At 38.4% G+C, this 21,444-nt stretch carries 18 protein-coding genes; 7 read left to right on the forward strand and 11 right to left on the reverse strand.

The window, feature by feature from the left end; translation table 11 throughout:
- The first annotated feature begins 32 nt into the window (after positions 1-32).
- Both OQ267_RS05700 and OQ267_RS05705 read left to right on the forward strand, forming a co-directional pair.
- The gene (locus OQ267_RS05700; protein ID WP_265835182.1) at positions 33-1,370 is read left to right on the forward strand and encodes a GH1 family beta-glucosidase; all 1,338 of its coding nucleotides are present in this window, start codon (positions 33-35) and stop codon (positions 1,368-1,370) included.
- Between the two features lie 404 nt (positions 1,371-1,774).
- Entirely contained in the window at positions 1,775-2,206 is a 432-nt protein-coding gene (locus OQ267_RS05705) for a putative signal transducing protein (protein WP_265835183.1), read from the forward strand.
- A gap of 344 nt (positions 2,207-2,550) precedes the next feature.
- Here OQ267_RS05705 and OQ267_RS05710 read toward each other — a convergent pair whose 3' ends face one another.
- Both OQ267_RS05710 and OQ267_RS05715 read right to left on the reverse strand, forming a co-directional pair.
- Positions 2,551-4,830 carry an aconitate hydratase gene (locus OQ267_RS05710; RefSeq protein ID WP_265835184.1) on the reverse strand — a complete coding sequence of 760 codons (2,280 nt, stop codon included), beginning with the start codon at positions 4,828-4,830 and terminating at the stop codon, positions 2,551-2,553.
- Positions 4,831-5,178: 348 nt separating this feature from the next.
- On the reverse strand, positions 5,179-5,814 hold the full coding sequence (locus OQ267_RS05715) for a polysaccharide deacetylase family protein (RefSeq protein WP_265835185.1): 636 nt from the start codon (positions 5,812-5,814) through the stop codon (positions 5,179-5,181).
- Positions 5,815-5,888: 74 nt separating this feature from the next.
- Here OQ267_RS05715 and OQ267_RS05720 point away from each other — a divergent pair, with 74 nt between their 5' ends.
- From OQ267_RS05720 to OQ267_RS05735, 4 genes are all read left to right on the forward strand, one after another.
- Positions 5,889-7,247, forward strand: coding sequence for a TolC family protein (locus tag OQ267_RS05720; RefSeq protein WP_265835186.1), 1,359 nt, complete (start codon positions 5,889-5,891; stop codon positions 7,245-7,247).
- Positions 7,248-7,276: 29 nt separating this feature from the next.
- A complete protein-coding gene (locus OQ267_RS05725) occupies positions 7,277-8,611 on the forward strand; it encodes an efflux RND transporter periplasmic adaptor subunit (RefSeq protein WP_088301986.1) in 1,335 nt (444 codons plus the stop codon).
- A gap of 117 nt (positions 8,612-8,728) precedes the next feature.
- Positions 8,729-9,727 carry an NAD(P)H-dependent glycerol-3-phosphate dehydrogenase gene (locus tag OQ267_RS05730; RefSeq protein ID WP_253249045.1) on the forward strand — a complete coding sequence of 333 codons (999 nt, stop codon included), beginning with the start codon at positions 8,729-8,731 and terminating at the stop codon, positions 9,725-9,727.
- Between the two features lie 201 nt (positions 9,728-9,928).
- On the forward strand, positions 9,929-10,270 hold the full coding sequence (locus OQ267_RS05735) for a hypothetical protein (RefSeq protein WP_088301987.1): 342 nt from the start codon (positions 9,929-9,931) through the stop codon (positions 10,268-10,270).
- A gap of 56 nt (positions 10,271-10,326) precedes the next feature.
- On the opposite strand, the gene OQ267_RS05740 is transcribed toward OQ267_RS05735, so the two are convergent.
- The 7 genes from OQ267_RS05740 to rpmB form a co-directional block, all read right to left on the reverse strand.
- On the reverse strand, positions 10,327-10,836 hold the full coding sequence (locus OQ267_RS05740; RefSeq protein ID WP_265835187.1) for a hypothetical protein: 510 nt from the start codon (positions 10,834-10,836) through the stop codon (positions 10,327-10,329).
- Between the two features lie 116 nt (positions 10,837-10,952).
- Positions 10,953-12,284 (reverse strand): 30S ribosomal protein S12 methylthiotransferase RimO, encoded by a 1,332-nt coding sequence (rimO, locus tag OQ267_RS05745; protein ID WP_265835188.1) that lies wholly within the window; start codon positions 12,282-12,284, stop codon positions 10,953-10,955.
- A gap of 80 nt (positions 12,285-12,364) precedes the next feature.
- Positions 12,365-12,739 (reverse strand): GxxExxY protein, encoded by a 375-nt coding sequence (locus tag OQ267_RS05750; RefSeq protein ID WP_088301990.1) that lies wholly within the window; start codon positions 12,737-12,739, stop codon positions 12,365-12,367.
- Between the two features lie 85 nt (positions 12,740-12,824).
- Complete coding sequence (ftsY, locus tag OQ267_RS05755; RefSeq protein WP_265835189.1) at positions 12,825-13,787, reverse strand: signal recognition particle-docking protein FtsY; 963 nt, start codon at positions 13,785-13,787, stop codon at positions 12,825-12,827.
- A gap of 81 nt (positions 13,788-13,868) precedes the next feature.
- On the reverse strand, positions 13,869-14,024 hold the full coding sequence (locus OQ267_RS05760; protein ID WP_088301992.1) for a DUF4295 domain-containing protein: 156 nt from the start codon (positions 14,022-14,024) through the stop codon (positions 13,869-13,871).
- Between the two features lie 83 nt (positions 14,025-14,107).
- Positions 14,108-14,290, reverse strand: coding sequence for a 50S ribosomal protein L33 (rpmG, locus tag OQ267_RS05765; RefSeq protein ID WP_010599807.1), 183 nt, complete (start codon positions 14,288-14,290; stop codon positions 14,108-14,110).
- Positions 14,291-14,332: 42 nt separating this feature from the next.
- Complete coding sequence (rpmB, locus tag OQ267_RS05770) at positions 14,333-14,566, reverse strand: 50S ribosomal protein L28 (RefSeq protein ID WP_025145121.1); 234 nt, start codon at positions 14,564-14,566, stop codon at positions 14,333-14,335.
- Between the two features lie 213 nt (positions 14,567-14,779).
- Here rpmB and acs point away from each other — a divergent pair, with 213 nt between their 5' ends.
- Entirely contained in the window at positions 14,780-16,678 is a 1,899-nt protein-coding gene (gene acs, locus OQ267_RS05775) for an acetate--CoA ligase (RefSeq protein WP_265835190.1), read from the forward strand.
- A 50-nt stretch (positions 16,679-16,728) separates the two neighbouring features.
- Here the strand turns inward: acs and OQ267_RS05780 are convergent, their stop codons facing one another.
- Entirely contained in the window at positions 16,729-18,108 is a 1,380-nt protein-coding gene (locus OQ267_RS05780) for a RagB/SusD family nutrient uptake outer membrane protein (protein WP_265835191.1), read from the reverse strand.
- Positions 18,109-18,125: 17 nt separating this feature from the next.
- A complete protein-coding gene (locus OQ267_RS05785; protein ID WP_265835192.1) occupies positions 18,126-21,221 on the reverse strand; it encodes a SusC/RagA family TonB-linked outer membrane protein in 3,096 nt (1,031 codons plus the stop codon).
- Positions 21,222-21,444 lie beyond the last annotated feature (223 nt).

Below are 21,444 nucleotides of genomic sequence, written 5' to 3' on the forward strand. Positions count from 1 at the left end.
AACTTGCAACTTACGCCCAATCAATTGATAAGATGATTAAAGCAAGTGATTTCGGTAATGATTTTTCATGGGGGGTGGCTACTGCTGCAGCACAGATAGAGGGTGCTGCACAGCTGTATGGCAAAGGTTCTTCCATCTGGGATACCTTTTCTGCCAGAAGTGGAAAAATAAAAAAGGGACATAAACTGGATGTGGCATGCGACTTCTACCATCAATACCATGAGGACCTTCAGCTTGTTAAGCTTTTGGGTTTTAAGGTATTCAGGTTTTCCATTTCCTGGCCCAGAATTTTACCGGAAGGAAGGGGAGAAGTTAATGAGCAAGGAATCAGATTTTATCATAATTTGATCGACGAGTGTCTGACCCTGGGTATTACGCCATGCATTACCTTATACCATTGGGATTTACCACAGGCACTGGAAAATGAAGGTGGCTGGACAAGTTTCAGTATTAACGCCGCATTTAATGCTTTTGTAAGCCGCTGTGCATCAGAATATGGCGATAAAGTTAAAAACTGGCTGGTGTTAAATGAACCCTTCGGATTCACATCATTGGGTTACATGCTGGGAATCCATGCACCTGGCAGAACCGGATTAAGTAATTTTTTTCCTGCTGTTTTACATACCGCCATTGCACAGGCTGACGGGGGCAGGATTCTTCGTGCTGAAATTCAACATGCCAATATTGGTACAACCTATTCCTGCTCTGAGATTATTCCTTATACGCATAGCGATAATGATCTCCTGGCTGCCAAGCGGGTAGATTGTTTAATGAACAGATTATTTGTTGAACCCGCTCAGGGTTTAGGTTTTCCGACAGAAAACTGGGATGTACTGGAGAAATTTCAAATTGAATACGGCACCTGGCGATTAAATGAACGCATGAAGTTTGATTTCGACTTTATTGGTTTGCAAAATTACTTCCCTCTAACCATAAAATACAATGCTTTTATCCCTGTGATTCAGGCCTGGGAAGTTAAAGCGAAGAGCAGAAAGAAACCGCATACCGCAATGGGTTGGGAGATTAATGCTGATAGTTTTTATAGGATTATTAAGCAATTTGCTGCCTATCCTAATATTAAAAATTTGGTGATTAGTGAAAATGGTGCTGCATACCATGATAAGCTAACAGATGGAAATATAGTAGATGCCGAGCGGATCGAATATTTTGAACTGTATCTAAGTGCCTTGCTAAAGGCAAAGAAAGAAGGAATCAATATTACCGGTTACATGGTCTGGACTTTAATGGATAACTTCGAATGGGCAGAAGGCTTTAATGCCCGGTTCGGTTTGGTGCACACAGATTTTAAAACACTGGTGAGGACAATTAAATATTCGGGTTATTGGTGGCAGGAGTTTTTAAGGAATTAGGTTGGGTTTTTCTGGTGATTGGGGATGATCAATGTAGATTGAAGGGGTTATAGCGTTAGGTATGGATGTACATTATTTTCCCGCAGATTTGGAGATGATAAGCGCAGATTGAAGGGGTTATAGCATTAGGTATGGTTGTACATTATTTTCCCGCAGATTTGGAGATGATGACCGCAGATTGAAGGGGTTATAGTGTTAGGTATGGTTGTACATTATTTTTCTGCATATTTGAGAACGATGAGCGCAGATTGAAGGGGTCATAGCATTAGGTATGGTTGTACATTATTTTCCCGCGGATTTGGGAATAATAAACGCAGATTGAAAGGCATAGCATTATAAAGTGTTATACATTATTTTTCCGCATATAAATTTTTTAATTCCCAAATAATCATTATTTTAACAACATGAGCGATAAAACTATAGTGCATAGCACATATTATAATCCAATGGAAGCCAATATTATTAAATCCAGATTGGAAGATAGTGGTTTTGCTTGTTTTCTTGCAGATGAAAATGTTGCAACGCTTAATCCGCTTTATAATCAGGCAATTGGAGGAGTAAAGCTGATTGTATTTGAAAAAGACGTCATGACGATAAATGAATTGCTTGCTGTCGAATATCCGGTACTCGATCAGCAAGAATTTAGTGAATATACGCCCGAAGAAACGGCTGGTGTAGCCTGTGAAAAATGTGGTTCACTAAATGTGAGCTATGGGATGGCAACACAAGATAAGCACAGTTCATGGGTAAAAGTATTGTCTCTAATATTTTTAGTCCTTCCATTCTTCGCGAAGAAATGCTACCACTGTTATGACTGCGGCTATGAGTTTAAATAAGGCCGTCATCAGTAAAGATTTGTGTTGATTTTCGATTTTAGTTATTTAGATCTGTTAGAAGAATTTTTGAAGAATAGGAATTAGGAAGGGATGTACATTATTTTCCCGCTGATTAGGGTGATAAGCGCAGTGTAGGATGGTTATATATGTTTTCCCGCAGATTTTGGAGTGATAATCGCAGATATAGGATTAGGAATGGTTGTATATTATTTTCCAGCAGATCTAAAAGATTAAACATCAACTTTAGTGCTTTAACCAAAATAAAAATCCCGTTCTGATTTTACTCAAAACGGGATTTTATTATTAATAGACTCCAGGCTATTGACTGAAGACTTTAGACTGAATTAAAGCGCGGCTTTAGCAGCAGCTTCTGCCCTGATAATGTTTAATGCTCCACCAGCTTTAAACCAGTCGATTTGTTGTGCATTATAACTGTGGTTAACCGGGAATGACTCTTCAGTACCATCTGCATGGTGTAACACCAATGTTAATGGTTTATCAGGTGCAAACTCTGTTAAGCCTAAGATGTCGATTTTATCATCCTCCAGGATTTTATCATAATCATCTTTATCTGCGAAAGTTAAGCCCAACATCCCTTGTTTTTTAAGGTTAGTTTCATGAATACGGGCAAAAGATTTTACCAGTACAGCACGAACACCTAAATGACGAGGTTCCATAGCTGCGTGTTCACGAGATGAACCTTCACCATAATTCTCATCACCAACTACGATTGAACCGATACCCGCCGCTTTATAATCACGTTGTGTAGCCGGAACAGGACCGTATTCGCCTGTTAAATTATTTTTAACATTATCGGTCTTATCATTGAAGTAGTTCACTGCTCCAATTAACATGTTGTTAGAGATGTTATCTAAGTGACCACGGAATTTTAACCATGGGCCTGCCATAGAAATATGATCCGTTGTACATTTTCCTTTAGCTTTGATTAAAAGATTCAAACCTTTTAAATCGGTGCCTTCCCAAGGTGTAAATGGATCTAACAGTTGCAAACGGTGAGAAGTTGGAGAAACCAAAACTTCCACAGCAGAACCATCGGCAGCTGGTGCCTGATAACCTGCATCCTCTACCGCGAAACCTTTTGTCGGCAATTCGTCACCTGTAGGTGGGTCTAATTTGATCTGTTCGCCTTTATCATTTATTAACGTATCCGTTAATGGATTAAAGCCTAAATCGCCTGCAATAGCAATTGCAGCAACCATTTCTGGTGAGGCTACAAAAGCGAAAGTATTTGGATTACCATCGGCACGTTTAGCAAAGTTTCTGTTAAACGAATGTACGATTGTATTTTTTTCAGCTTTTTCTGAACCTGTTCTGTCCCACATACCGATACATGGTCCACAGGCATTGGTAAAGATAGTTGCGTTTAAATCTTCAAATGTTTTTAAGAAGCCATCACGGTCTGCGGTATAACGAACCTGCTCAGATCCAGGATTAATACCAAAATCAGCTTTGGTTACCAATCCTTTTTCAATAGCCTGGTTAGCGATAGATGCTGCTCTTGATAAATCTTCATAAGAAGAGTTGGTACAAGAACCAATCAATCCCCATTCTACTTTTAAAGGCCAGCCATTTTTCTCTGCCTCCACTTTCATCTGAGAAACAGGAGTAGCTAAATCTGGTGTAAAAGGACCATTTAGATAAGGCTCTAACTCATCAAGATTAATTTCAATAACCTGATCGAAATAATTTTCAGGATTAGCATAAACTTCGCTGTCTCCAGTTAAATATGCCGCGATTTTGTTTGCCTCATCAGCAACTTCATTTCTGTTTGTAGCACGTAAATAACGCTCCATGCTTTCATCGTAACCAAAGGTTGAAGTTGTTGCGCCAATTTCAGCACCCATGTTACAGATGGTACCTTTACCGGTACAACTCATTGATGTAGCACCATCACCGAAATATTCTACTATTGCACCGGTACCACCTTTTACAGTTAAGATACCAGCCACTTTCAGGATAACGTCTTTAGCAGCAGTCCAGCCATTTAATTTACCTGTTAGTTTAACTCCAATTAACTTTGGAAATTTAAGTTCCCAAGGTAAACCAGCCATTACATCACAAGCATCAGCACCACCAACACCAATAGCAACCATACCTAAACCACCGGCATTCACCGTGTGTGAGTCGGTTCCAATCATCATTCCACCCGGGAATGCATAATTTTCTAAAACGACCTGGTGAATAATACCTGCTCCGGGTTTCCAGAAGCCGATACCATATTTATTTGATACAGATGATAAGAAATCAAAAACTTCAGCACTTTCTGTTCTGGCGTGAGGCAAATCAATTGAAGCACCTTCTTTTGCGGTAATTAAGTGATCGCAGTGAACGGTAGAGGGAACAGCCACTTGTGGACGGCCCGCCTGCATAAATTGCAAAAGCGCCATTTGAGCGGTTGCATCTTGCATCGCAACGCGGTCTGGTGCGAAATCTACATAATCAGTTCCGCGTGAAAATGCTTTTTTAGGATCGCCATCCCAAAGGTGAGCATACAATATTTTTTCTGATAATGTTAAAGGTCTGCCAACAATTTTACGGGCCGCATCAACACGGCTTCCAAAGTTTGCATACACCTTTTTAATCATGTCTATATCAAAAGCCATCGATTTTATTGGTTAAAAGGTAATACTTCTATTCTAATAGCTGCGAATTTACAAAAAAAAAGCACCTCTTCGGGTCATCCTTAGATCATTGTATTATTTGGAAATGTTCTAAATAAAATATGCTCAGGTGGTTATAAGTATTGAAGTTTATATAAATGTTATACTTTTTAGTATAACGTTTGCTAAAATATACTTAATCACGGTATTGATTAATATCCGTAAAAATAATTGTCCGCTAACGAACATAGTTGTTCAATTACGGACGCTTTAAGTTTTAAATAGGAAAGGAATGTGTGTCCAACGCACCTGTAATCAGATTAATTTTATTGGCATAGCAATCGCTAAAAGCTAAAGCGTTGAAAAAGTGAAACCTTTACCCGTAAAATATTTTAAAACCCGTGGTAATGCATATTCCAATCTGTCAAAAGCCTTTAAGCTATCATGAAAAACAATGATGGAGCCGTTCTCGGTATGTTTAATTACATTTTGATAGCATTTTTCAGGAGAAAGTTTAATGTCGAAGTCACCACTGAGTACATCCCACATGACGATGTTCAGTTTGGAGTCTGGCTTTGGGCTTTGGACTAAGGACTGAAGACTCGCAATCTGACTTTTCTTTATTCTTCCGTAAGGTGGTCTGAAAAGGTTGGTTTGGGTAAGTTGCTGGCATTTTAAAGTGTTTTGGAGATAGGTTTCATCATCGGTTTTCCAGCCTTTTAAATGGTTAAAAGTATGGTTTCCGATGGCATGACTGTCCTTTATAACTTTAGCGTAAATTTCAGGATGCTTTACAATATTATCGCCAATGCAAAAAAAAGTAGCTTTTGCATTAAAGGCTTTTAAAGTTTTTAATACAAATTCTGTAACATTGGGTATAGGTCCATCGTCAAAGGTCAAATAAATAACTTTTTCGGTGCGGGATTTATTCCACAACAAAGATGGATAATACCATTTTAGCAGAAGCGGTGATTTGATCAGGTACATTTAATTTCAAAGTTAGTAAATGCCTGTACAGATTTAAATTATTAGAGTTGTTTATATAGATTTGAAAACAAATTATGAAGATGTTTACCCAAACAAAGTTTTTTACCGGTTCTGTATTGTTAGTTGCGCTAGGTTTTGGCCAAACGCTTAAAGCACAGGAAGTCATTACCATACAGCAAGCGGTTGATAATACCTTGAAAAATAATCTTACCATTAAGCAGGCGCAGTTTAATGCTGCAATTACTGATGAAAATTTAACGCAATCTAAATACGCATTGTATCCGACCTTAAGCGCAAGTGTGAGTCCAAATTTAACATTCGGACGTGGTTTGGATCAAACCACTTTTCAGGTGACCAATCAAACATCCTTATATACAAGCGGTAATTTGGGTTCTAATGTTAATTTGTTTCAAGGCTTTTCTAAAATTAATCAGATCAGACAAAATAAATTGTTATTACAAGCTGATCAAACCAATGTAGACAAGATTAAAAATGATTTAATTTTAAGTGTGGTTACGGCCTACCTTCAGGTTTTATATAATGCTGACTTGGAAAGGGCATCAAAAGAACAATTGGATATAGCCAATAAAACTTTAATCAGGGAAAATGCTTTACTTGATGCGGGAAATAAAACACTTGCTGATGTATCTCAGGCTAAATCTCAGGCGGCCACTGCAGAGCTTAATTTAACAAATGCTCAAAATGCGTTGTCAATTTCTTATTTAACGCTGGGGCAGCTTATGGAAATGCAACCCAACCAGCGATTTGTTGTGCAGGCACCATTAATTGATAATGTTAAAGCAGCTTCTTCAGCAGCTAATGCTGAAGAAATTTACAATAATGCCTTGAACATTTTTCCGGATATAAAACTGGCAAATTTACGTTCACTGGCAGCTAAACAAGCAATTGCAGTTGCAAAAGGTGCTTATGCGCCTTCGTTAAGCCTGGGTGCCGGACTTAATACTTCTTATTCGTACCAGTTTGATTATTCCGGAGCATTTCCGCAGTCATCATTTGCAGATCAGATTAATCAACGTTTAGGACAAAGTATTGGGATGAGTTTACAGATTCCTATTTTTAATGGATTTACTGCCCGCTCAAATGTCCGGAGGGCGAAAATAACTTATCAGAATACATTAACTTCAGAGCAGCTTGCAAAGAACAATTTAAATAAGGTAATCTTTCAGGCCACAACGGATTTAAAAGCAGCCGAAAGCCGGTACAGTTCTACACAAAATGCTTTTGATGCTCAAAAAGATGCATTTTATGTAGTTGAGCAACGTTACAATGTTGGCCTGGTAAATTCATTGGATTACAGTACAGCCCAGACGAATAGAAATAAAGCGGAAATAGATTTTATTCAGGCTAAATATGATCTTTTATTCAGAGCCAAAGTGATTGATTATTACTTAGGGAAACAGATAACATTTTAAATAACCACAAAGGAAACACATTAACAATTATGAAACTGAAACATATACTCATTACCATTGGTGTGATCATTGCCATTCTTATCGGATTAAAACTGGCGGGTGTGATTGGCGGAGATAAAACTGAGAAAGTAACTACTGAAAAAGCAAACACAAAAAATGTTGTGGAAACAGTAACCGCAAGTGGTAAAATTCAACCCGAAACCGAAGTTAAACTCAGCTCTGAGGTTTCAGGAGAAGTAGTAGAATTGAAGGTCAAAGAAGGTGATATTGTAAAGGCAGGCCAGCTGCTTTGTAAGGTTCGTCCGGATATCTTACAGTCAGGTTATGAAAGAAGCGTGGCAACATTTAATGCACAAAAAGCAAGTGTAGCGGCTGCACAACAACAGCTGATCCAAAATCAGGCTAACTTTGTTAATGCGGAAGCCACCTATAAACGTAATGTTGAACTGTTTCAGAAAAAGGTAATTTCTGCTTCTGAATTTGATTCGGCCAAAGCAGCATATTTAACCGCTAAAGCAACATTAGCCAGCGCTAAAGAAAGTGTAACCGGTGCCAAGTTTACACTGGAGCAAACTGGTGCAAATGTGAAAGAAGCAGGAGCGAACTTAGCCAGAACAACAATTTATGCACCGGCAGACGGGGTAGTTTCTAAACTTTCCATCGAATTAGGCGACCGTATTTTAGGTACTTCTCAAATGGCCGGTACCGAAATTATGCGCATATCAAATTTATCTTCCATGGAAGTGAATGTGGATGTGAATGAAAATGATATTACCCGCGTTAAAGTGGGTGATAAGGCTGCAATAGAAGTTGACGCATTTTCTGATAAAAAATTCAGGGGAATCGTTACTGAAATTGCCAGTTCATCAACCGCTGTTGGTACGACCACCGGCACTTCTGTAGATCAGGTAACCAACTTTTCAGTTAAAATCAGGATTACTGAGGTTATGGAAGGCAAACAGCAATCTATTTTCCGTCCCGGGATGTCAGCTACAGTAGATATCGAAAGTGCTTCAGTGAATGGTTTAGCCATTCCGATTCAGGCCGTATTTACTGAAAGCGGTAAAAATGCCGATCAAAACCAGGGGAATCAGGAAAGTGCAGATAAACAAAAATCTAAATTAACAGATAAAAAGGTTAAGCAGTTTGTATACACTTACGATGCTAAAACCAAAAAGGTTAAAAAAGCTGAAGTAACCACTGGTATCCAAAACGATCAGTTTATTATTGTTAAATCTGGTCTTAAAGCCGGACAAGAAATTGTAACCGGACCATATTCTGCCATTCAAAATAAATTAAAGGATGGAATGATCGTAGAAAAAACAGCTAAAGACCAATTGTTTAGCAAAGACGGTAAAAAGTAGATGATAATTAATCGCAAGAAATAGTAACTTGCGTTGTTTAAGGTGTAAGGTTTAGGATTTAAGGCAATGGTCTATATCCTAAAGCTTACACCTTTTACCTTAAATCTTTTTTATAGAATGGTACCTAAAATAGCAATGATAGGAGGCGGTAGCTGGGCTACGGCTATTGTGAAAATGCTATCTGATAATTTATCTGAGAAGGAAATTTATTGGTGGATGCGCAATGAAGTGGCGATTGAACACATTAAAAAGTTTAAGCACAATCCTCATTACCTTAGTTCTGTAGAAATTAAATTGCCTGAACATCAGATTTCTTCAGATATTGCCTGTATCATCCAGTCAGCAGATTTTGTCATCTTGAATGTTCCTGCTGCTTTTTTAAAAGAAAGTTTAAAAGGCATTACTCCGGAAGATTTAAAAGGGAAAAAAATTATTTCGGCGATAAAAGGAATCGTACCGGAGGATAACCTGATCATCGGTGAGTTTTTGCACGAAGTTTATCAGGTGCCTTATGAAAATATTTTAGTGGTCAGTGGTCCCTGCCATGCAGAGGAAGTGGCTTTCGAAAAGCTTTCTTACCTGACCATTGCCTGTACGGATGTGGAAAAGGCTGCTACATTTGCGGCATTTTTAAATACCCGTTATATCAAAACCAATGTATCAGATGATATTTTCGGTACCGAATACGCTGCAGTATTAAAAAATATTTATGCGGTGGCCAGCGGTATTTGCCATGGTATTGGTTATGGTGATAATTTCCAGGCCGTATTAATCAGCAATGCCATCCGTGAAATTAAGCGTTTTGTTGATGCAGTGCATCCAATCGACAGAGACATTATGGAATCTGCCTATCTGGGCGATTTACTGGTTACGGCTTACTCTCAGTTCAGTCGTAACCGTACTTTTGGCAATATGGTAGGCAAGGGCTATACCGTTAAATCGGCACAGCTTGAAATGAATATGATTGCGGAGGGCTATTATGCCGTTAAATGTATGCATATTAAAAATCAGTCATATGATGTAGATATGCCAATCAGCAAGGCCGTTCATAATATTTTATACGGTAACCGTTCACCACAGGTGGAGATGAAGTTACTGGCTGAAAAATTAAATTAATCATTTGTTGCGGTGATGGAAAAGATGTACTACACCACGTTTATTGCACCGCTTACCATTCTTTGATGGTATTACCTTCAATTTATTAATCTGGTTTTTAACACTGGAATGGAAATGTAAAATTATTTAACATTTTGGTTGCCTGTAAATTAAAACAAAATTAATCAACGGCTGTTATCATCTGAAATAAATATAAAGGCCATGAAAAAGAAATTTTCAATCGGATTATTAGCGCTTGCATTAGTTGGTGGATTAACCTTCAGTGCTGGTGCACAAGAGAAAAAAACAGAAGTAGGAAAAGCATTAGATCATACCGGTAAAGCTATTGAAAAAGGTGCAAAATCTGTAGGCAATAAAACGGCTGAAGTTGCTGTTAAAGGTGGTTCAAAGGTTGCAGATAAAACCTGGAAAGGTAAGATGGCACCTGATGGTTCTGATGTATACATCAATTCGAAAAACGAAAAGTATTATGTTAATGCTAAAGGTGCAAAAATCTGGTTAAAAGCTAGCCAGATCAAAAACAGACCACAATCTAAAAAATAGGGTCAGGCAAATTTAGCAAGGAAAGCAGCTCAATCATAATGAGCTGCTTTTTTGCTTTATAATTTTAGCGAAAATATACTTTTGATGTAGAAATCGTCATTTGGTACCATTGTTTCCAGAGGTACTGCTACCTGATCTATTAACAACTGCTCTGTTTTGTTTCCATTCATCTTCAGGTTAAGTGCTAACGGCTGGCGATCGCCAAGTTTCAGGTAAAATGTGTGATTGATGTTTTTAGCAAGTGACGTAATTTGAGTAGAAAATAACTGGTTAAATGCATATACCGTGGTTCCACGAGAGAAAGATTGCCTGATGGTAAATTCTATTGACTGCGAAACGCCTTGATTGTCCTTATAATAAAGTTGTATTTGATCTTTACTAAATGCACCAACATTTGCTGCATTTAACAAATCTGAACCATTATCTCCTTTTATAGATAAACTTAAGTAAGATGGTTCTTCGGTAGGGGAGCAGGCACATGCACCTCCGCCCGGATCAATTGTTTTTTTACAAGCAATGCCAACGACAAGCATGACTGCGAGAACGATAAAGATTTTTTTCATCATTGTTTTTTTCTTTAAACGACTGTGTTAGGGATACCGCTACAGTTCAAAGAAAAAATAACAGCAAAAAAAATCCCGATAGGAGTATTGCTATCGGGATTAATGTAAAGGTAATTATCTTAAACGATTGTGCCATACAAATCGAAATCTTCGGCACGGTCTATCTTAACCCGAACGAAACTTCCGTTTGCGGCATAACCTGTTGCAGCATCTATTAAAACTTCATTGTCTACTTCGGGAGAATCAAACTCTGTTCTTCCCACAAAGAAGTCGCCTTCTTTTTTGTCAACCAGTACTTTAAATGTCTGACCAACTTTTTCCTGGTTGATCTCAAATGAAATGCCTTGCTGAATTTCCATAATGTCATCAACACGTTGTTGCTTTACCTCATCAGGTATATTATCAGTCAGCGTATGTGCATGTGTTTTTTCCTCATGCGAATACGTGAAACAACCTAAGCGATCAAATTTAGTTTCTGCCACCCAAGCAGCCATTTCTTCAAAATCATGCTGTGTTTCGCCGGGATAACCACAAATCAATGTTGTACGCATGGCTATATTCGGCACCTTATCTCTGATCTGGTTTACCAGGTCGATGGTTTTCTGTTTCGTGGTCCCACGGCGCATGGATTTTAACATGTTATCCGTAATGTGCTGCAACGGCATGTCAAGGTAATTACAAATGTTATCACGCTCATTCATGGCATCTAAAATTTCCATTGGGAAACCACTCGGATAGGCATATTGCAAACGGATCCATTCAATTCCGGGAACGTCAGAAAGGCGGCGCATCAGTTCATCTAATTTACGAACGCCATATAAATCAAGCCCATAATAGGTGAGGTCCTGCGCAATTAAAATTAACTCTTTTGTGCCATTTTTGGCCAGGATTTTGGCTTCGTTAACCAATTCTTCCATGGGTTTACTCATGTGCTTTCCGCGCATCAGCGGGATGGCACAAAATGAACACGGACGGTTACAGCCTTCGGCAATTTTAAAATAGGCGAAATGAGAAGGGGTGGTAAGCAAACGTTCACCAATCAGTTCATGTTTGTAATTCGCTCCTAGTTCATGTAAGATATTTTGCAAATCATTGGTGCCGAAAAAGGCATCAACATTGGTGATTTCTGATTCCAGTTCGGGTTTGTAACGCTCAGATAAACATCCTGTAACTACAACCTTTCCTATCTTGCCAGCTTCTTTCAGCTCGCTGAACTGCAGAATGGTATCAATTGATTCCTGTTTGGCATTATCTATAAATCCACAGGTATTAATGACTACGATATCATCTTTTCCCATTTTGTCAGATTCGTGCACCACATTTAAATTGTTTCCACGCAGCTGTCCCATCAATACTTCCGAATCGTAAATATTTTTAGAGCAACCCAAAGTAATCACATTGATTTTAGGTTGTTTTATGGCAGATTTACTTTTTATAATTTTGGTATTCATATTATTGTTTATTACGTCTTACCTACGGTTTGATGTCACAGATTTGACGATTCCACAGATCGGATGTGGTATTTAAGAGATTAAACCGATATCCTTTTAACTTCGCAACTTATGTTTCCAAAGTTAATCAATAATCCAGTTTTAATTTTACTTGCCTTTAAATAGGAAATAACCTGGTGCTGGAATAATTTTGGTTGAAATCCTGTTATGGATTTAAGCTCTACTATCACTTTGTTTTCAACTACTAAATCACATCGAAATTTACCAATCATCTGATTTTCAAATATGACTACAAATTCCTTTTCAACTTCAAAACTGAGCCCGGCTTGGCGAAGTTTTATTTTAAGTGCATTTGCATAGATTCTCTCTAAAAAGCCTGGTCCTAATTGAGTATGAACTTCATAACAACAGCCAATTATAATTCTTGTAAGTTCATGATTTTCATATGCTTCCATTATTGAAATTACATAAAATCGGTGTAATCATGTAATCTATGGAATCAACCACGAAGTGAAAAATATTTGTACTCAACAGATTGCGTTATTTAAACAAGCTATTCACAAACTCTTTTTTATCAAAAAGCTGTAAATCTCCTATTTTTTCACCCACACCAATGTATTTAACGGGTATTTTAAACTGATCAGAAATACCAATTACCACGCCGCCTTTAGCCGTTCCGTCTAGTTTTGTAATGGCTAATGCATTTACATCAGTAGCTTCTGTAAACTGCTTGCATTGCTCAAAAGCATTTTGTCCGGTAGAGGCATCCAGCACCAATAAAATCTCATGTGGGGCATTAGGTACCACTTTTTGCATCACCTGCTTAATTTTACCCAATTCATTCATCAAGCCAACTTTATTGTGTAAACGGCCGGCTGTATCGATAATTACGACATCTTCACCAGCAGCTACGGCTGATTGCAGCGTGTCAAAAGCAACAGAAGCAGGATCAGAGCCCATGGCTTGCGCCACTACCCGAACACCTACACGTTCGCCCCAGAGTTTAATCTGATCTACAGCTGCCGCCCTAAAAGTATCAGCGGCACCTAAAACAACTTTTAAGCCCGATTCTTTCAGTTTATGCGCCAGCTTACCAATCGTTGTGGTTTTTCCCACGCCATTTACACCCACGACCATAATGACATAAGGCTTATGGTCGCCATATTCAAACTGGCGGAAATCATTGCTGTTGTTTTCTGATAAAAGCAATTGGATTTCATCGCGAAGGATGTAATTCAATTCAGAAGTATTGAGGTATTTATCTTTTGATACACGGCCCTCAATACGTGAAATAATCTTTAAAGTGGTTTTTACGCCCACATCAGAAGTGACTAAAACTTCCTCCAAGTTATCCAGTACTTCATCATCAACAGTAGATTTACCGGCAACAGCTTTGGTAATTTTATTAAAGAAACCATCTTTTGTTTTCTCTAAACCCTTCTCTAAAGCTTCCTGAGCTTCAGGCGCAGCCTCTTTCTTCTTGAAAAAATCAAATAAGCCCATATCTAAATTTTATATAACAAAAAAAGCCCTTCCGGTTAAAACGGAACGGCCTTTAATATGTTCAATATTAAAATACTAACCTTATTTAGATGCAACAGCATCTTTTACGTGGTCGTTATGAACGATAAGTTCTTTAAATGAATAAGCACCTGTTTTTGGTGATTTAACCATTGTAATTACTTTCGAATATTCTTTACCTGTACCTGTTTTAAGGGTTGCAACTACTTTCTTTGCCATGTTTTTATAATTTTAATGATCGAATTATAGAATGTTGAAATGAAAGAATTTTAACTCAATCATTGAATCAATCTATCATCCAATTATTTTATCTCTTTATGTACGGTTACTTTTCTCAATACCGGATTGAATTTTTTCAATTCTAAACGCTCGGTCGTGTTTTTACGGTTTTTGGTAGAAATATATCTAGACATACCTGGCATGCCACTTTCTTTATGTTCAGTACATTCTAAAATAACCTGAACTCTGTTACCTTTTTTTGCCATTATAATATAAATTTAAACTGTTAATCTCAACAGTTAATGTTTTTACAAAAATCCTTTTTTAACGAAACGGTTAATGGCTTCGCTGATACCCACTTTATTAATGGTTTTGATCGCTGAAGTTGAAACTTTCAACGTAATCCAACGGTTTTCTTCAGGAATATAAAATTTCTGAAGTTGAAGGTTCGGGTAAAATTTGCGTTTGGTTTTAACGTTTGAGTGAGAAACGTTGTTACCTACCATTGCTTTTTTTCCTGTTAAATCACAAACTCTTGACATGACTTGTAAATATAGTTGTTAATATCGTCCGCTTAATTTTTTTAAGAGTGTGCAAATATCTGAATAATAAATGAAAAGCGCAAGAGAGCCTGTAAATATTTTCATATATTTTTTAAATATGGTGCAGGATTCATTTTAATCATCTTTGAATATTTCTCCTTATCATTATTTAATTAAATTAGCCGATACTAATCCAAAACATATAATTGAGCAATGCAAATTACATCTTTTAAGCAATACGAGGAAGATTTCAAAAAAAGCGTAGAAAATCCGGAACAGTTCTGGGGGGAGGTTGCGCAGAATTTTCAATGGCGTAAACCTTGGTTTAAGGTATTATCATGGAATTTTGAAGCACCTGAAATCAAATGGTTTGAAGGTGCAAAACTGAATATTACCGAAAATTGTCTGGATCGCCACCTGGAAAAAAGCGGTGATCAACCTGCCATCATCTGGGAACCCAATAATCCTGAAGAAGAAAGCGTTACGCTTACCTATAAAATGCTGCATGAACGTGTTTGCCGCTTTGCCAATGTATTAAAACGCAATGGTGCAAAAAAAGGCGACCGCATTTGTATCTATATGCCAATGGTTCCGGAACTGGCGATCGCTGTTTTGGCTTGTGCCAGAATCGGTGCCGTTCACTCCGTCATTTTTGGCGGTTTTTCTGCTAAATCAATCGCCGATCGTATTAATGATTCGCAATGTAAAGTGGTGATCACAGCAGATGGTGCCTATCGCGGAAGTAAACAGATTCCTTTAAAAGATGTAATTGATGATGCACTGATTGGGTGTCCAACGGTAGAAAAATGTATTGTGCTGACACATGTGCGTACGCCTGTTTCCATGTTAAAAGGTCGTGATGTATGGTGGGAAGATGAAGTGAAGCATGTTAATGATATTTGTGAAGCGGAAGAGATGGATGCAGAAGACATGCTTTTCATTCTTTATACATCCGGTTCAACCGGAAAACCAAAAGGTGTTGTGCATACCTGTGGCGGCTACATGGTTTATGCCGGTTATACATTTGCCAACGTCTTCAATTACCAGCCGGGGGAAGTTTATTTCTGTACGGCAGATATTGGCTGGATTACGGGTCACTCTTACATTGTTTACGGTCCGCTGTCTCAAGGTGCAACTTCAGTATTATTTGAAGGCATCCCTACTTATCCAACCCCATCTCGTTTTTGGGATGTTGTAGAAAAACACAAAGTAAATACTTTATATACGGCGCCAACAGCAATTCGGTCTTTAATGAGTTATGGTGATGAACCACTTGAAGGGAAAGACCTGAGCAGCATCCGCGTTTTAGGATCGGTAGGAGAACCTATTAACGAAGAAGCCTGGCACTGGTTCGATGAAAAAATAGGAAAGGGTAAAGCGCCTATTGTTGATACCTGGTGGCAAACAGAAACCGGAGGGATCATGATTTCGCCCATCGCTACAGTAACACCTACCAAACCTAGTTTTGCAACCTTGCCTTTGCCTGGCATTCAGCCTATTCTGGTTGATGAAAACGGGCAGGAAATTGTTGGGAATGGTGTAATGGGGAATCTGTGTATTAAATTTCCATGGCCTGGAATGCTGCGAACTACTTATGGAGACCATGAGCGGTGTAAACAGACTTATTTTTCTACTTATCCAAATTTATATTTTACAGGAGACGGGTGCTTACGCGATGAGGATGGTTATTACAGAATTACCGGGCGTGTAGATGATGTTTTAAATGTTTCAGGGCATCGGATCGGGACTGCTGAAGTGGAGAATGCCATCAATATGCATGCTGGAGTAGTGGAAAGTGCTGTTGTAGGTTATCCACACGATGTCAAGGGGCAAGGCATTTATGCCTTCGTGATTAACCCTGAAATGCATGGTGAAGCTGAACTGACTAAAAAAGATATCCTTCAAACCGTAACACGTGTTATTGGTGCAATTGCTAAGCCCGATAAAATTCTTTTTGTTTCAGGCTTGCCTAAAACACGTTCCGGTAAAATTATGCGGAGAATATTAAGGAAAGTAGCAGAGGGTGATACTTCAAATTTGGGTGATACCTCGACATTGTTGGATCCGGCTGTGGTAGATGAAATTATTGAAGCGGCTAAAGATTTGAAGTAGTGTAAATTGATTTAAACAAAAATGCTCCCGATTTCCGGGAGCATTTTTGTTTAGTAACCTGGATTTTGAACAATATTTTTGTTGGCATCAATTTCAATTTGCGGAATTGGGAATACCAGTTGATTTGCATTCCATGGAATAGATCCGATATTGGTTTGCGTTCGCTTAGCATCATGAAGCGCAAAGCCCTCAAAAGCAAGTTCAAGTTTTCTTTCGGTCAGGATATCCGTTAAAGTTGCTGTGGTTGTAGTTAATCCAGCCCTATTTCTAATCACGTCCAAATCCTGTAGAGGAGTTTGTCCACCAATTGGTGTGGCAGGGGCCAAACGTACATTACATTCAGCTCTAATCAGGTACATTTCAGCCAATCTAATAATTGGAACATTTCCATATTGGTTGCCGAACTTAGAAGTGAACATATCTCCATCATCATAAAAGGCATTAATTCGATCATCATCCGTGCTGTAAGTACGTTCAATCCAATTTTTCGAAATCACAGCATCTCCACGCCCACCATAGGTTGATGAGGCATAAAATTCATTATAAGCGTTAAAGCCTGTTAAGGTTCTCACTTGAATTGCAAAGACATCTTCTTTTGTATTGTCTGCTGGTTGACCTGAATTTCCTGGTTCGGGCATTTTAGGGAATGCTGCAATAAAAGTATTTATTAAGTTATAATTGCCAGATGTAATCACACGATTGGCTGCTGCTCCAGCTGCTGCATAGTTTCCCATTTGCAGGTAGATTCGGGCCAGCATGCCTGCCGCTGCGAATTTTGTAGCAAAGAAACCATTAGTTGCTGGTAACTTAGCCTCTGCATCGGTTAAATCAGCAATAGCTTGCGTGTATACAGCGGCAACATTTGCTCTGCTAACATAACTTCCATCAGTAATATTTATAGTAGGACTTAGTACTATAGGTACCCCTGGGTTGGTTGATGGCGATCCATCATTATATGCCTTACCAAACAGTCTTACCAAGTCAAAATAAACTGAGCCTCTGATAAATTTGGCTTCGCCTTCAACTTTATTTTTTTTCGTGGCATCTACTTTATCAATCGCTGCCAGTACATTATTGGCATCATTAATTGCGGTATAACTATCCGCCCAAATATTATTTACAAAGGTATTGGTTTTTAATAGCGATTTATTGATGGTTTGAGTAAGTTCGGCATAAGTTCCATACCATTCAATGGCATCGGTATTTGCTAAGAAATCGGCCATTAAAAATGGTCTGCCACCATAAAGATTTCTGCTTCCAAGTGCCGAATAAGAACCTACCAGCGCAGCCTCAACATCTTTTGAAGTGCGTAATGCATTGCTCTGTTCAATGGTATTTACCGGAGAAATTTCAAGTGCTTTTTTACATGATGAGGCTACAGAAAGTACCGCAGATGCAAAAAGCAAAGTATATTTATATGTATTTTTCATGTTGATTCGTCTGTAAATTATAAACCTATGTTTATGCCAAGTGAAATTACCCGCGGCTGTGGGGCAGAATAAAAATCTACACCCTGGTTAATGTTTGTAGATTGATAATCTGCATTAACCTCCGGGTCCCAGCCTTTGTAACCCGTAATCGTTGCCAGGTTTTGGGCTGTGGCATAAAGTCTCAGTTTACTAAGTTTAATCTTCGTTAAAACTGATGCAGGAAAAGTATAGCCTAGGGTTAAGGTTTTTAGGCGGACATAATTGCCATCTGATATATATCTGGTTGAGAATCCTACTCCGTTTCCATAACCTAACCTGGGTTCAGGAACGGAAGTGATATCACCTGGCTTATTCCAGTATTGCATCTGATCAACCGTCTGGTTATCGTATCCGTTTGAACCATTTGCACTCATGTACTGCCCACCGGCATTAAATATTTTATTGCCAGATACGCCTTGAAAAAACACAGTTAAATCAAAGTTCTGATAAGAAAATGTATTGTTTAAACCAAAGGTATATTTAGGGTTTGGGTTGCCGGCAAATATTCTTGCGGCCTCATTAATGTTAGTGGTTGTGCCTCTGTTAATGTTTCCTGTGCTTGGGTCTACGGTATTTAAGTAATACAGGGCATCGCCATTGGCTGGATTGACACGGGCATATTCTGGTAAATAAAATACACCAATGGGCTGTCCTTCCACCGCGGCATTGATTTCATTCGAGTTTAGGATTTGTCCACCCAGATTCGTGATTTTGTTATTATTGATGGCACCTGTAATGGCCGTAGACCATTTAAAGTCACCAACAAAATTTTCAGTATTGATACCCAGTTCAAAGCCATTATTTTTCAAGGCACCCAAGTTTTGTGTCTTAATACCAAAACCCGTAGTTTGGGGAATTCGCACATCCAGCAATAAATCTGTGGTGTTTTTCTGATAGAAATCAAAGGTGCCCGTAATCCTGTTTTTTAATAAGCCAAAATCAAATCCAAGATCCAGTTGTTTTGTTTTTTCCCAGGTTAGGTCTGGATTGGCAATTTGTGATGGGATCTGACCAGCTATGCCTCCATAAGCACCCGTTCCGGCAAATAGGCCTCTTGCTGAATAGTTACCAATTTCTGCATTACCGGTAAGACCATAACTTGCTCTAATTTTCAATAAGCTAACTGTTTCACTATTTTTCAGAAAATCTTCTTCTGAAGCAATCCATGCCACCGATCCTGCAGGAAAATATCCATATCTGTGGTTTGCGCCAAAACGGGATGAACCATCTGCTCTAACACTAAGGCCAACTAAATAACGGTTATTGTATTTGTAATTGGCTCTGAAAAAATAGGAAAGAAAACTAAAGGCACTTTCATTGCTCAGGGCAACTACCTTCGTTGCCGCAGAGCCTAACTTAATATAGGCATCACTCGGGAAATCCTGGCCCTCAATGCTGCTAAATTTGGTAGTAGATTTTTGATAACTTGTTCCTAAAATAGCATCAAAAGTACTTTTGCCTGCCGTGGTATTGTAGCTAAAAAAATTGTTTGTGTTGGCATTGATTACGAATGTGGAGATATTTTGTCCATCGCCATTGGAAGTGCCTGTATTTCTAAATGTTAGTGAACCATAATAACTTTCTTCATTCTGGTTTAAATTGTCAATAGAAAAATCTGTGCTGAATTTTAATCCTTTGGCAATGTTAACATTGGCGAATGCTTTCCCTATGGTGCGGTATACAGTTGCTTTGTATGCAGCATTTTCGATGCTAATAAATGGATTATAATAAACAGGATAATTTGTTGCAGCTCCAGGTAAAGTTCCGCTGATTAAGCCAGATCTTGGATCGATAAATGGCGTAATGGGAGATAAGGCCACTGATTGTAATGGACTAGAAAAAGCATTATCATTGGATAGACGGTTATTTATACTATTGGAAAAATTCAAATTTATACCAACCTCCAGAAAATCTGTTGCCTTATTGGTCAGGTTTAATCTTCCGCTGTAGCGCTTATAGCTATTACCCACTAAAATACCATTTTGATCGAGTGCCTGTCCACCAATGTAAAATTTTGTTTTTTCGTTGCCGCCAGTAAAGTTTAAATCATACTGTTGTGTTACAGGATTATCCTGATAAGATTCTCTTTCCCAGTTCGTATTCACTTTATAGGTTTGATAATCATTGTTTCCTGCCGAATAACGATTTAGTCTGCCTTCGACAATGGAACTATAATCATCAAGTGCTTCCTGCAATGTGGTATAATCTCCATTTAAGAAATCCTGATTAGCAGCACCTTGTCCGGCTCTTCTGATGAGTTGAACATACTGTTCGGCATTCAGAAATTCTCTATGATTTGAGGGTGTACTTATTCCGCCGAGCGCATTAAACTGGATTAATGTTTTACCTGTCTTACCTTGTTTAGTGGTAATTAGCACAACACCGTTTGATGCCCTGGCACCATAAATGGCAGATGCTGACGCATCTTTTAGCACTTCGATAGATTCTATATCATTGGTGTTCAAATCTGCGAGTGCACTTGTAGGAGATGACGTTGCTGAGAAATTTCCTGAAGTAATGGGGATTCCATCTACAATATAAAGCGGTTCGCTACCTGCAGTAACAGAAGCGGCACCACGAACCCTAACCGTAATGCCCTGGCCGAGTTTTCCGTTTTGTGCAGATATTTGCACACCGGCAGCCTTACCTTGCAAAGCTTGTTCAAAACTGGTTACAGGTAAGTTCTCCAGATCTTTTGATTTTACAGAAGCAACCGATCCGGATACATCCCGTTTATTCTGCGTACCATACCCCACCACTACAACATCAGAAAGTGTAGTGTTTTCTTCTTTAAGACTGGCATTAACTGTTGTTCCGTTAATGGGCAGTTCTAAAGTGGTATAGCCGATAAAACTAAAAACAAGTGTTTTTGCATTGTCGGGAACATTTAATTTATAATTTCCGGTGGCATCACTTTGCGTGATGTTGGATGGTGAGCCTTTTACAAAGACACTCACACCTGGTATAGGACCAGAGGAGCCAGATGTAACTTTACCGCTAATCATTTTGCTTTGTGCGAAAGCAAATGAAATTAACCCGAAAGTTAAAACCATGCTAAGTAGTAGTTTTTTCATTAATTGTTTAGTTTTGTTTAGTGTAATTGAATGATTTAGGGGATGACAATGAAATTTAAGTAAAAAATAGTCAGAAAAATATCCAGATGTAAATTTTAACACTTTTCTAAGTGTGATCTTGTTTTTAAATTTAATTTATGCGGAACGAGATTGATATTTCTCGGTTATTTATTGTTTTTTGAGTGATTTTTCCGGAATTAGTTTCTTTTTGAAGAGAATGAAA

This window comes from Pedobacter sp. MR22-3 (genome assembly GCF_026240075.1).
Lineage (GTDB): Bacteria > Bacteroidota > Bacteroidia > Sphingobacteriales > Sphingobacteriaceae > Pedobacter.

What these genes read in the sequence shown, in the direction of transcription:
- ftsY (WP_265835189.1), bottom strand. Translation starts at nt 13,787, where the DNA reads ATGGGCTTATTTGATTTTTTCAAGAAGAAAGAGGCTGCGCCTGAAGCT.
- OQ267_RS05780 (WP_265835191.1), bottom strand. Translation starts at nt 18,108, where the DNA reads ATGAAAAATACATATAAATATACTTTGCTTTTTGCATCTGCGGTACTT.
- rpmG (WP_010599807.1), bottom strand. Translation starts at nt 14,290, where the DNA reads ATGGCAAAAAAAGGTAACAGAGTTCAGGTTATTTTAGAATGTACTGAA.
- OQ267_RS05760 (WP_088301992.1), bottom strand. Translation starts at nt 14,024, where the DNA reads ATGGCAAAGAAAGTAGTTGCAACCCTTAAAACAGGTACAGGTAAAGAA.
- rpmB (WP_025145121.1), bottom strand. Translation starts at nt 14,566, where the DNA reads ATGTCAAGAGTTTGTGATTTAACAGGAAAAAAAGCAATGGTAGGTAAC.
- OQ267_RS05730 (WP_253249045.1), top strand. Translation starts at nt 8,729, where the DNA reads ATGGTACCTAAAATAGCAATGATAGGAGGCGGTAGCTGGGCTACGGCT.
- OQ267_RS05740 (WP_265835187.1), bottom strand. Translation starts at nt 10,836, where the DNA reads ATGATGAAAAAAATCTTTATCGTTCTCGCAGTCATGCTTGTCGTTGGC.
- OQ267_RS05725 (WP_088301986.1), top strand. Translation starts at nt 7,277, where the DNA reads ATGAAACTGAAACATATACTCATTACCATTGGTGTGATCATTGCCATT.
- OQ267_RS05700 (WP_265835182.1), top strand. Translation starts at nt 33, where the DNA reads ATGATTAAAGCAAGTGATTTCGGTAATGATTTTTCATGGGGGGTGGCT.
- OQ267_RS05705 (WP_265835183.1), top strand. Translation starts at nt 1,775, where the DNA reads ATGAGCGATAAAACTATAGTGCATAGCACATATTATAATCCAATGGAA.
- OQ267_RS05750 (WP_088301990.1), bottom strand. Translation starts at nt 12,739, where the DNA reads ATGGAAGCATATGAAAATCATGAACTTACAAGAATTATAATTGGCTGT.
- OQ267_RS05715 (WP_265835185.1), bottom strand. Translation starts at nt 5,814, where the DNA reads ATGTACCTGATCAAATCACCGCTTCTGCTAAAATGGTATTATCCATCT.
- rimO (WP_265835188.1), bottom strand. Translation starts at nt 12,284, where the DNA reads ATGAATACCAAAATTATAAAAAGTAAATCTGCCATAAAACAACCTAAA.
- acs (WP_265835190.1), top strand. Translation starts at nt 14,780, where the DNA reads ATGCAAATTACATCTTTTAAGCAATACGAGGAAGATTTCAAAAAAAGC.
- OQ267_RS05785 (WP_265835192.1), bottom strand. Translation starts at nt 21,221, where the DNA reads ATGAAAAAACTACTACTTAGCATGGTTTTAACTTTCGGGTTAATTTCA.
- OQ267_RS05710 (WP_265835184.1), bottom strand. Translation starts at nt 4,830, where the DNA reads ATGGCTTTTGATATAGACATGATTAAAAAGGTGTATGCAAACTTTGGA.
- OQ267_RS05735 (WP_088301987.1), top strand. Translation starts at nt 9,929, where the DNA reads ATGAAAAAGAAATTTTCAATCGGATTATTAGCGCTTGCATTAGTTGGT.
- OQ267_RS05720 (WP_265835186.1), top strand. Translation starts at nt 5,889, where the DNA reads ATGAAGATGTTTACCCAAACAAAGTTTTTTACCGGTTCTGTATTGTTA.